The following is an 11,671-nucleotide window of genomic DNA, read 5'->3' as shown; positions in this document are numbered from 1 at the left end:
GCTCCAGCTGCCGTCCGCCTGGACCTGTGCGGTGTAGTTGATACCGCCAACAGTGACGGTCACGGTCTGACCGGCCTGTGCGGTGGTCATGCCGTTTATCACCAGGTCAGCCTGCGCTTCGGTCGCATTCAGGATGTCGTCAACGGCCAGGGTGTTAATGGTGATCACCGGCGCTACCGCATCCACCAGCAGGTTCGCGGTGGTGCTGGTGCTGTTACCGGTGCTGTTGGTGGCGCTGGCTGTCAGCGTGTAATCCGCTTCGCCAAGTGTAGCCAGATCCGCTGCCGGAACAGTCAGCGTCCAGTTGCCGGACGCATCAGTGGTCGCGGTATAGGCAGTGCCGTTCAGCATCACCGTTACGGTGGTGCCTGCCGTCAGGCCGGTGCTGGTACCGCTCAGAATCAGATCCTGCCCTTTTTCGGCGGCGTTCAGCACGTTATCGGTGCTGATGGCATCAAAGCTGATGCTTGCCACAGACGAGTCAACGTTGATGTCGTGCGTTGCCGAGCCGCTGTTACCCGCAGCCGTGGTGACGGTCACGCTGATGGTGCTGGTGCCGTCGTTCAGGGCAGTCACGTCAGCTGCCGGAACACCGACGCTCCAGTTACCGTTCGCGTCGATCACGGTGGTGTAGCTGTTACCGTTCAGGGTCACGGTCACGGTATCACCGGCTGCGGCGTTGGTTGCAGAACCGCTGATCACCTGTGCCTGACCGTGTTCGGTGGTGTTCAGGATATCGTCGCCCGCAACAGTGTTAATTGTCACCACCGGAGCCGCCGTATCGACGGTCAGGTTGTGGCTGGCAGACGCCGGGTTACCGGCAATGTCGTTAACGCTGGCAGTGATGACGGTGTTGCCATCAGTCAGGGCAGAGACCGCAGACGCCGGAACAGTGATGCTCCAGCTGCCGTCTGCCTGGACCTGTGCGGTGTAGTTGATACCGCCGACAGTGACGGTGACAGTCTGACCGGCCTGTGCGGTGGTCATGCCGTTAATCACCAGATCAGCCTGCGCTTCGGTCGCGTTCAGGATGTCGTCTGTGGACAGCGTATTGATGGTAATAACCGGTGCGGCAGTGTCCAGCGTTACCACGTGCGCTGCGTCAGCCGTGTTGCCGCTGACGTTCGTCACGCTAACGCTAATGTGTTCACGGCTGTCGGTCAGTGTCGACATGGCACTTGCCGGAACGGTCACGTTCCAGCTGCCGTCAGCCTGTACCTGCGCGGTAAAAGTCTGACCGGCGAATTTAATCACTACGGTCTGACCCGCTTCAACGCCCTGTGTCTGACCAGAAATCAGCAGGTCTACGCCTTTTTCTGCGGCGTTGATGATGTTATCAACGGAAACCGTATCGATGGCGATCGCCACCGGGTTGAGGTCAAGTTCAACTGCGGCGTTCGCTGCAACCGGGTTGCCCCAGCTGTCCTGCGCGCTGGCGTTAACATCCAGCTGGCCAGCGTTCCAGTTCTGCAGATCCACAGAGGGTACACCGATTTGCCAGTTGCCATTGTTGTCAACGACGGTCTGATAAGTGATGTTGTTGATGGTGACGTTAACGAGAGTCCCTGGCGCCAGATGAGTGGCGGAACCGGTAATCACCAGATCCTGCTGCTGCTCGATGGCGTTGACGATGTCATCGCCGGACAGCGTATTGATGCGCAGCCCCGGCAGAGAAGCGTTGATATTGATATCGCGATCGCCAGTTCCGGTGTTGCCGTGGTTATTGGTCACAGAAGCGGTGAAGGTCAGATCGCCATCGCCGAACGCCAGGAGGTCACCCGACGGGATCATTACCTGCCAGGTTAGATCGCTGGCAACGACGGCAGTATAGCTGTTGCCGCCAACGGTGATGGTGACCGTATCGCCAGCCGCTGCGCCCGTCACACGACCACTCAGCAGTTGATCGCTGTTGGCTTCTGCATTGTTAACGAGGTTATCGCTGGCGAAAGGATTGATAATGACCTGCGGCAGCTTCGTATCGACGAGGAAAGTACCGTTCGCTGAGCCGGTGTTACCGGTGGTGTCGCTGCCGCTTACTGCTACGGTGTAAAGCGTATCGGCGAGGTTCAGTACATCATTGACAGGCACCAGAACAGACCAGACGCCGTTATTGACCGTTGCGGTGTAAGCAACGTTGTTCAGCATCACCGTCACGGTGCTGCCGTCTGCCAGTGAACTGGTCCCGGTCAAGGTCAGCGGCTGTAACGCTTCCTGCGCATTCAGCACGTTGTCCTGGCTTACCGGATCAACAGTGAAGTTAATCGCCGTGCTGTTGAGCGTGACGTTGTGTGACGCGCTGCCCGCGTTTCCTGCCGCGTCAGTGACAGTGACAGTAATGGTGTGCTGGCCGTTATTCATTGCCGTTAAAACCGAGGACGGAACGCCCACGCTCCAGCTGCCATCAGCCTGAACGACGCCGGTGAACGTCTGGTTGCCAAATTGTACGGTGACGACATCGCCTGCCGCCGCGCCAGTCGCATGGCCGGAGATGATCTGCGCGATGCCCTGCTCATCAGTGTTCAGGATGTCGTCGCCTGCAACAGTGTTGATGGTCACGACCGGTGCGGTGGTATCCACACCCACCGTTGCCGTGGTCTGGCTGCTGTTGCCTGCTTTATCACTCACGGACACCGTCAGCGAGTGATTGCCGTCAGCCAGCGCCTGAACATCATTCGCCGCCAGCGTCAGCGTCCAGGTGCCGTCGTTGCCAACAGTGGTGGTGTAAGTGTGGCCGTTCAGCGTCAGCGTGACGGTCTGCCCGGCTTCGGCATTGGTTTTACCGCTCAGGGTCAGCGGCGCGTTATGTTCTGCCGCATTGATGACCTGATCCTGGGCAATGGTATCGACCGACAGCAGCGGCGCCTGCGTATCCACAGTGATCGCCTGGCTGCCAGTAACGGTATTGCCTGCCGCGTCATGACCGCTGACAGTTACCGTCCAGTTGCCGTCAGTCAGCGCGCTCGCGTCGGCTGCCGGAACGCTAACCTGCCACGCACCGTTCGCGCCAACCACCGTCGTATAGGTTTTGCCGTTCAGGGAAACAGTGAGCGCCGTGCCCTGTGCCAGATGCTGGCTGGCACCGGAAAGTGTAAAACCAGCGACATGTTCGCTGGCATTAATAATGTTGTCACCCGCCGTGGTCGCGACAGAAATCACCGCTGTGGTGGTATCCACGTTGATCGTGATATTGCCCGCCGACGTGGTTTCGTCGCCGTGGATCTGCACCACAGACCAGGTATGCTGACCGTCAGTCTGCACCGGCAGCTTAACCGTCCAGATACCGTCGCTGTTAACCATTGCGCTGGCGATGGTATTGCCGTTGCTGTCTTTCACCTGGATGGTTGCGCCTGGCTGCCCGGTACCGCTGAAAGTCGGCGTATTGTCGTCAGTGGTGTCGTTCGCAGACAGCCCACCCTGTTTTTCCCCTTTTTTATCCGTCACGCTGTAAGTCGGGGGAATTTTGGTGTTATCAACAACTTCCGTTTCGGTCACGGTTTCAGTGATGGTCTCGGTTTTACCGTCATCGCCGTTGCTGGCAAACAGTGCGCCAAGCGCACCGCCGCCCAGCGCCGCGGCGCCCAGCCATCCCCACGGGGTATCGCTTTCGCTGGCAGCCTCAGTCAGAAACGGCTCAATGCTGTCGATTGGCGTGCTTTGCGCGGTCAGCTCTACAGCATTCAGATCAGAAACATTGCCCACATCGTTGAACGTGACGTGTGTTAAGCCGCTTTCATCATTGAAAACCAGTTCAGAGTGCTGTTTAGATTCAGGATCTTCGATGAAATAACCGTTACAGCGGATCACGCTGCCGTCTTTCATATAAATTAATAAGTCGTTGCCCTGGCGGACATAGCGTACGACATCCTGTGCCGACGCCTGAACTTCAATTACCGATGCCGCGGAAACCGCGACAGAAAGATTACCTTCGCCCGTTAATACCGTTTTTTTCGCGGTCGCGCGATTAATGACATTTACAGTTTTCAGCGTATTCATAATAGTGTTCATGCAGGTTATATATTCCGTGACAGTGTGAGCCGGAGACACGCCATGCGTGACTATCCCTGGCGATAATCATCAATATGAGTATGTGATTGAATTAATTAAGTTCCGGAAGCTTTTCCGCAGCGTGTTTCTCAATGCCAATCAGCGGTAATAAATTATCAATGGCGGTGGCATAACTAATTGCCGCGCTCCAGCCATCGTATTCCGCGTTTATTTTTGCAGAGGTTGCCTGCCAGACATCCTGTTCGACGCTCAGTAAGTCATTAATGGTTTTCTTACTCAGCGTATATTCGTTTTTATAAACAGTACGGGTCTGTACGGCGTTCATGAGCTGGAATTTACCGGCATCTTCGCGTCCGCGTGCACCGGTCCAGTCGGCCATAGCGGCAGAGGCTTCCTGCAGAACGTCGTAACGCGCCTGATCCACCTGTGATGCCGCCATCGCTTTCGCCCCTTCCGCCTGACGAACGCGGGCAGAAACCGCCCCGCCCTGATACAGCGGCGCATCAAGACTCAGCTGAATTTGATCATCCCAGTATGCGCGGTTGTCAGATTCATAACGTGTACGACCCGCTTTCAGACTCACTGTCGGCAGGTGCTGTGCTTTCGCCTTTTTGATAGCGAACTCAGCGGATGTTTCCATCGAACGCGCCGCCAGTACTGACGGGATACGCGAGTAATCGATATCTTCCACTGAGGTTTGATTCACTTCGAGCGCTTCCGGCAGCTCAGCGTAGTTTTTCGCGCTCACGCCTGTCTGTACTGCCAGTACCGCTTTGGCTTTCTGCAGCGCGGCTTCATACTGTTCAAGCGACGCACGCATCCCGGCGATGCGGGTTTGCGTCTGCAGAGTGTCGGAGGTAGAGCTGAGACCGGCATTAGCACGCAGCGTCGCCAGTTGCTGAATGTTTTCCAGTGCGGCGATATTCTCACGCGCGGCGTCCGCCAGTTTGCTGTAGCGCTTCACTTCGACATAGCCCAGCGCCGCTTTTGCCGCAACGTCTGAGAGCGTTGCCATCAGCTCATAGCGGTAGCTTTCCTGCTGTGCTTCTGACTGGGCAATCGTGTTATTCGTCTTACCAAAGTCGTAAACCAGTTGTGTCAGTGTCAGCCCCCAGGAGGCGGAGTTTTTCAGCGAACCACTGGAGTCTGTTGTCTGGCTGTGACCGGTGCTGCCAGTGAGACCAATCTGCGGCATCCAGCCACTTTTGGCTTCGTCGGTCATCGCCTGGCCGATCCCCATTTGTGCCGCTTGCTGGCTGACAGAAGGGTCGCGGTCAAATGCAAATAGAATACTTTCTTTCAGATTGGTTTCTTCGACACTTGCCAGCGCAGCGAAACCTGAAAATGTTGTGCCCCAAAGTGAGAGCGACAACATTATGAATGGCAAGATAGTACGAGTGCTCAAAATAAATATCCTAAAAACAGTTAATGATATTCAGGCGAAATATTCACACCTGGCATAAGATAAATAGCTATCACTGCGGGGCAGCGTTGAATGGCCGCAAGTTTGAAGGATGGCAATGTGACAGAAAAGGGAAATAGACTTATATCATCTTAAATACGAGGGGATGGCGAGGTGTGAAATAAAAATAACAGGCAAAACGAGGCCTTACCCTTGCGGCGTAACCTCACAAAGCGTTGGGGGGTGAACAATAATGTTGTCAGCAGATCATCCGAACCGGCGTCTCTGCGGTGTCATTTAAGGCCGTTTAAGAATCTTGATCACATAATTCTTAGCGGAAAACACATAAACAAAACAATAATTAAATAAATAATCTTAATTTTTAATACATTTATGCAACAAAAAAAACAGTCCCCACGCTCATGCCATGAGGCTTATTCACCATCGTTATTTCTGCTAATGCCGACCCAATTGAGCAGCATGGAGGCGCTCGAAATAACGTTGATGTTAGAAATATAACCATCGTAACGGTTATTTATTGCCGACAGCTGATTATTAAAATGGTCATTTTCGGCGGTCAGCACATCCAGCAATGTTCTTTTTCCCAGGTGATACCACTGGTCATAAAACATTTGCCGTACGCGATCAGTTTCTGAAGACAGACGATCATAATCATCGGCACGCAAGAAAGACGAATCACGGATCTGAATCTGGTTATTGATCTGGTATTCCAGATCGCGATAGCTGACTTCATATTGTTGCTGCGCGGCATTCGCTCTCGCCCGCGCCGACATCTGCGCCGCCCGTTCGGAACCGCCGCTGAACGCATTCCATTCCACGTTCACACCGGTGTACCAGCCGGATTCATTGCCGTTAACGTCTTTAGCAGTGCTTTTCGAAATCACCCAGTTGACCTGCGGCAGGCTGGAGGCTCTGATGCTTTCCGCTTCATGCTCAGCCGCCCGGACCTTCGCCTGCAGGCTCATCATCATCGGATTCCTGTCCAGCGAGGCAATGGCCGTGGATGCCGGGATCACCGTGTCGCGCCAGGAGATATCTTCCGGAACCACCGGTTCGACGCCTAACAGGCGTACCAGTCTGATCCGGCTGGAACTGACCTGATGTTCAATGTTGTCCATGTTCGCCTGCGCCGACATCAGCTTCGCTTTTGCCTGCACCAGCTCGCTGTCGCGCCCCGGGTCCGCCTCGGTGATTTGCGACAGCATATTGACCAGCTCTTGCATCCTGTCCACATAGGCTTTCGCCACCATCCGGCTACGCTGATAACGACTCAGGTTCATCAGTTCAGAAATGGTGTTGTAGGCCAGCTGTTCGCGGGAGTGATCCTGGTCATAGCGCGCGGATTTTGCTGTCTCTTCCGCGTTATTAACCTGGCTACTGATCCGTCCCCAGTCGATGATTGGGGTAGTCACTGACACCGATCCACTGGTATCGCTGATGTGTGAATTATGATTCGTGGACGCATTGCCGCCAACGGTGGTGAATGGTGAGGTCACTCCCAATGTCACCTGCGGCCAGCGCTGACCGCGAGCCTGATCAACGCTATACTCCGTCGCCAGCACCTCGGCGGCAGAAGCGCGCATTTCCGGGCTGTACGCCAGCGCTCTGACCACCATCTGACGCAAAAAGTCGCGCGACGGGTTATCACTTAACGCTTTAAACTGCTGTTGCGACATACTGGTGATGTCGCGGGGGCCACTGCTTCTCTCTGATTGCCCCTGCCAGCGCACTTTGTTGTACGCCGGATCGGGCTTGTAATATTCGGTGACAGGCGGGAAGTAATCATAGTTTTTCTTCAATACCGCTCTGTTTTCTGACGTATTCTGAACATCCTCACGGCGCACAAAGGCCGGTTTTGCTTTCTCCGGCGGTGGCGCCGATACGGCATTCTCCACAGTCGCGGGTGCCGTGATCCGCTCATAGCGCTCGTCCGGCGTGCTGCTACGGTTTACGGGTGGCGGGCTGACCGGTGCCGGTGGTGGCGTTATCGCTGGCACCGCAGGCACTGGCGCGATTGATCGTGGCGTCTGCGTCGATGAGGTCGATATCGACGGCGCCGATTGTGATGAGCTGGCAACGCTCTTCGACTGTGCCGCCGCCGCTTTTTGCTCACTCATATACTGCGACTGCGTGCGCATCGTTGGTAAAGCGGAGAGCGACCGATCAGCCGCCTGCGCAAATAGAGGGATGATTGCAGAGGAACACGGTAAACAAATCGCAACAGCTGTCGCCACCTTCGCCCAACGGTGGTTTTTATTTTTATATGCCATGATGATTATCTCTCCCTGAACGCTTCACGCGCCTTCAGCACAGGTTTGAGGATATAAGAAAGAATGGTCTTCTCGCCGGTCCTGATTTCTACGTTGGCTATCATCCCCGGCATAATTGGAAACACTTTGTCTTTCACATGCAACGCGGCCTGATCTGTGCGCACATACACCCGGTAGTAAGTCGAATCACCACGGCCCATTCGTGCTTTTTCTTCATCTATCAGGGTATCGGAGCTGAGATGTTCAACCACGCCGCTCAGACCGCCATAAATGGCATAGTCATAAGCGGTAATTTTCACCGTGGCCGGCAGACCAGGGTGAATAAAGGCCACGTCAGACGGCTTTATTTTCGCTTCCACCAGCAGGTTGTCTTCCAGTGGAATGATGGTCATGATTTCAGCGCCCTGCTGAATGACCCCGCCGCGAGTAGTGACGCGAATGTTGTTGACGGTGCCGTGTACCGGCGCGACGACCGTGGTGCGGTCCATAACGTCCTGCCGTCCACGAAGGATCTCTTCAGCCTGCGCCAGTTCAGATTCCAGACGGTTGAGTTCGCTGTTGGCGTCAGCACGGAAACGGTTGGTACGTTCGGCGATTTGTAAGCGGAATTCGTTGGCCTGACGCTTCAGACGCAAAATTTCCACGTCTGACATCAGCCCCTTGTTGGCCAGCGGTTCAGAGAGACTCACTTCATTTTGCGCCAGCGCCAGACTGCGTCTTAGCGCATCCACACTTTCGTTCAGAGTTTTGATTCGCGCATTGTAGGCCTGGGTTTCATCGCGCACGATAGAGGCGATGTTGGCGATGTCAGACGGGAACTCCAGCGGCGTGCCATACGCTTCCGCGCGCAAACGTGCAATGCTGCCTTTCAGCCCCTGCACTTTCGACAGAGATTCGCCATAGCTGGCCCCGGCACGCGTCGGATCAATCTTGAGCAGGATCTGCCCTTTCTCAACCACATCGCCTTCGTGCACATTCAGTTGTTCGAGGATGCCGCCTTCGAGACTCTGGATCACCTGTTCACGGCTGGCGGGGATCACTTTGCCGTCACCGCGGGTTATCTCTTCCACGCGGGCATAGTGCGCCCAGATCCCGGCGGCAACGACGATAAACGCAATGAGGTAAAGCATGATCATGCTGAACGGGGTCTTTTGTGAAATCAGCGCCCCCTGCAGATCATGCATGAACTTAAGATCTTCCGATTTAACTTTTCCGGTGACCTGCTTTTGCGGTTCCTGTTGTGGCTTAGCCTTTTTTGCCGCAGGTGAAGGCGCGCCGACTTTTCTCAGCGCCGGAGAGGAGTCATTCGTCACCAGTTTTACTGTTTTGTCGGATGCGCTATCGTTCACATCTTCGTTACTCATCATCCCTACCTTATATCTACTACAGAAACCGTCTGTCAGGGGTTCATCAAGTTACTTCGGCCGATACTGCATCGGTGCCTGTGGCTTCTTCTGCGTGCTTTCGTTGAGGCTGGCGATCACTTGCTCTTTGGGTCCGTCTTTCACAACATGGCCGTCTTCCAGCACGATCAGGCGATCAACCAGACTTAACACCGACATGCGGTGTGTGACGATGACCAGCGTCTGCCCTTCTGTCGCCTCCTTCAGGCGGCGCAGGAACAGGGTTTCGGTCATTGCATCCATGGAACTTGTCGGCTCATCCATCAGCAATATTTTGGGTCGCAGCAACAGGCAACGCGCCAGCGCCACCAGCTGTTTCTGTCCGCCGGACAGGCCATTCCCCATCTCACCGATCGGCATTTCATAACCCAGAGGGTGTCTGGCGGCGATATGGTCAAGACCCGTCATGGTGGCGACGCGTAAAAACTCTTCCGTGCTGACGCTGGGGTTACCGATAATGACATTCTGGCGCAGCGTGCCGTAAAACAACCGGCAGTCCTGACCGACATAACCCACCGCCGCACGCCAGTCAGCCGGATCAACCTGCGTCGCATCCACACCATCAATAAATACCTGGCCGCTCGCGGGCTGAAACAACCGCGCCATGACGCGCAACAGCGTGGATTTACCGCTGCCGATTTTGCCGAGGATCGCAATACGCTCCCCCGGGGTGATCTTGATATTGATGTTTTCCAGTACGCGGATCGGCACCATCATGCCGGGCACCGGCCAGGCGAATGACACTTTCTTCAGCCGCATGCTGCCGGTGAATTTCGGTGTCGGCAGATACGAAATGTTCGGATCGCGTTCGGTAGGCGCATCCATCAGATTGTTCAGCGACTTCAGCGCGGTCTTTGCGTGCTGATAGCGCAGCGCCAGTCCGACCACTGATGCCAGCGGCGCCAGACAACGACCAGAGAGGATCACCACCCCGATCATCGCCCCCATGGTGAGGTCACCGGCATGGATGAGATAAACGCCGTACACCACGATGCACACCGTATTGATTTGCTGAATAAAGGTGACGAAGTTCGAGGTCAGCATCGACAGGTATCGGGTTTTCATGGAGGATGCCGCCGCCATGGCGCTGAAATCATCCCAGCGTTTTTGCATCACCCCTTCGCCACGCGCCGCTTTTAGCGCTTCCAGCCCTTCGATACTCTCAATCAGCAGCCCCTGCTTAAGCGAGATCTCACGAATATTCTCTTCCATGTAGCGGCCCAGCGGCCACTGGATAATCACACTGGCAATGAGAATGATGGGGATTGCCGCCAGCGGCACATACGCCAGCGCGCCGCCAATCATGTAGATGATGAACATGAACAACGCGCAGAATGGCAAATCCGACAGTGTCGCCAGCGTCGCGGAGGTGACGAAATCGCGCACCGCTTCAAAATCACGCAACTGGTTGGCGAACGTTCCTGAGGATTGCGGTTTATTCTCCATGCGCATCGCCATCACCTGGCGGAACAACTTCGCACCGAGGATCAGATCCGCTTTTTTGCCGGCGACGTCAATCAGCCAGGTGCGTACCTGGCGGGTGGTAAATTCAAAAACGATGGCGATAATCACGCCCACCGCCAGCGACCATAACGTCACATACGCCTGCGTCGGGATAACGCGGTCGTAGACGTTCATGGTAAAAAAGGTGCTCGCCAGCGTCAGTACGTTCGCCAACAGCGCCGCCAGTGCCGCGCTGTAAAAATAGCGTCGATAGCGCCACAGCGTCGAAAACAGCCAGTGGCCTTCGCCTGGCCCTTTGGGTAGCAGCTGATCGTCGGCACGCGAATCCAGTTTCGGTTTCGGCGTCGCCACCATGGCGTAACCTGCGTAGTTTTCCAGCAGCTCCGCTTCCGCAAGCATTAACGCTCCGCCGCTCTCCGGGACCACCACCTGATACAGGTGCTGACCGCGTTTTCCCCGACGGGCGGTGAGAATACAGTAGGTTCCGTCTTTGCGGGCAATCAGCAACGGAAAAAGGTAAGAAGACAGTTTATTGAGATCGCGCTTTACCCAACCCGCAGAAATACCGACCTGCTCCAGCATGCGCAAGGCCGTTTCTGGATCAAGTCTTTCGGTGCGAGGCAAACCGGAATATAAAACTTCCTTACTTACCAGTTTTGTGTGATGCGCGCAAATCCACTCCACGCCCCACAGAAGTGAATCTTTTCCGTGGTCTTCTATATTTTCAAAATGAGAAGAGGAGGTCATTTCAGCCGCAGAATTCTGAACACTCATTATGGTTCCCTGGCCTACATAATACTGTAAAGCGATGCGATAATTACTTTGCTTTTCCTCTGCTTGTTATATCACAACGCCCGCTATTCCCGCTCAATTTTCGTCTAGGAATACACTTATTTAACACCCACTAAAAATAAGAAAAATTAGGAGGTTACAGAGTTCCCCACCAACGTTGTGTAACGTGAAAATTGAGAGAAATTCTCTATTTACCCACATAAAAAAAACCGCAAAGCCGAAAAAACAAATAAATAACAAAATCCAAAAAATATCATTAAGAATATCTTTCTGTTATTAATAAACCGTTATATTCATGTCGCACCCAGGGTTTA

Annotated in this window: 5 protein-coding genes; all 5 read right to left on the bottom strand. The window is 54.7% G+C overall.

Annotated elements, in window-relative coordinates:
* On the bottom strand, positions 1-3,993 hold a 3,993-nt coding region (locus GTGU_RS16145; protein WP_038159246.1), incomplete at its 3' end, for an Ig-like domain-containing protein.
* Positions 3,994-4,096: 103 nt separating this feature from the next.
* Positions 4,097-5,380: a TolC family outer membrane protein gene (locus GTGU_RS16140; RefSeq protein WP_051857378.1), complete on the bottom strand. Its 1,284-nt coding sequence runs from the start codon at positions 5,378-5,380 to the stop codon at positions 4,097-4,099.
* A 461-nt stretch (positions 5,381-5,841) separates the two neighbouring features.
* Positions 5,842-7,698 carry a TolC family protein gene (locus tag GTGU_RS16135; protein WP_038159239.1) on the bottom strand — a complete coding sequence of 619 codons (1,857 nt, stop codon included), beginning with the start codon at positions 7,696-7,698 and terminating at the stop codon, positions 5,842-5,844.
* 5 nt (positions 7,699-7,703) lie between these two features.
* Positions 7,704-9,062, bottom strand: a complete 1,359-nt coding sequence (locus tag GTGU_RS16130) for an HlyD family type I secretion periplasmic adaptor subunit (protein WP_425427480.1) — start codon at positions 9,060-9,062, stop codon at positions 7,704-7,706.
* 51 nt (positions 9,063-9,113) lie between these two features.
* Positions 9,114-11,339 carry a type I secretion system permease/ATPase gene (locus tag GTGU_RS16125; protein WP_038159234.1) on the bottom strand — a complete coding sequence of 742 codons (2,226 nt, stop codon included), beginning with the start codon at positions 11,337-11,339 and terminating at the stop codon, positions 9,114-9,116.
* Between the last annotated feature and the right edge of the window lie 332 nt (positions 11,340-11,671).

Origin of the sequence: Trabulsiella guamensis ATCC 49490 (genome assembly GCF_000734965.1) — a bacterium.
In the GTDB taxonomy this organism is placed as follows: domain Bacteria; phylum Pseudomonadota; class Gammaproteobacteria; order Enterobacterales; family Enterobacteriaceae; genus Trabulsiella; species Trabulsiella guamensis.
Note: the sequence above shows the minus strand (reverse complement) of the source record. Positions and strands in the feature narration are given on the sequence as shown.

Coding starts and splice junctions, on each gene's coding strand:
- GTGU_RS16140 (WP_051857378.1), bottom strand. CDS start 5,380: ATGTTGTCGCTCTCACTTTGGGGCACAACATTTTCAGGTTTCGCTGCG.
- GTGU_RS16135 (WP_038159239.1), bottom strand. CDS start 7,698: ATGGCATATAAAAATAAAAACCACCGTTGGGCGAAGGTGGCGACAGCT.
- GTGU_RS16130 (WP_425427480.1), bottom strand. CDS start 9,062: ATGAGTAACGAAGATGTGAACGATAGCGCATCCGACAAAACAGTAAAA.
- GTGU_RS16125 (WP_038159234.1), bottom strand. CDS start 11,339: ATGAGTGTTCAGAATTCTGCGGCTGAAATGACCTCCTCTTCTCATTTT.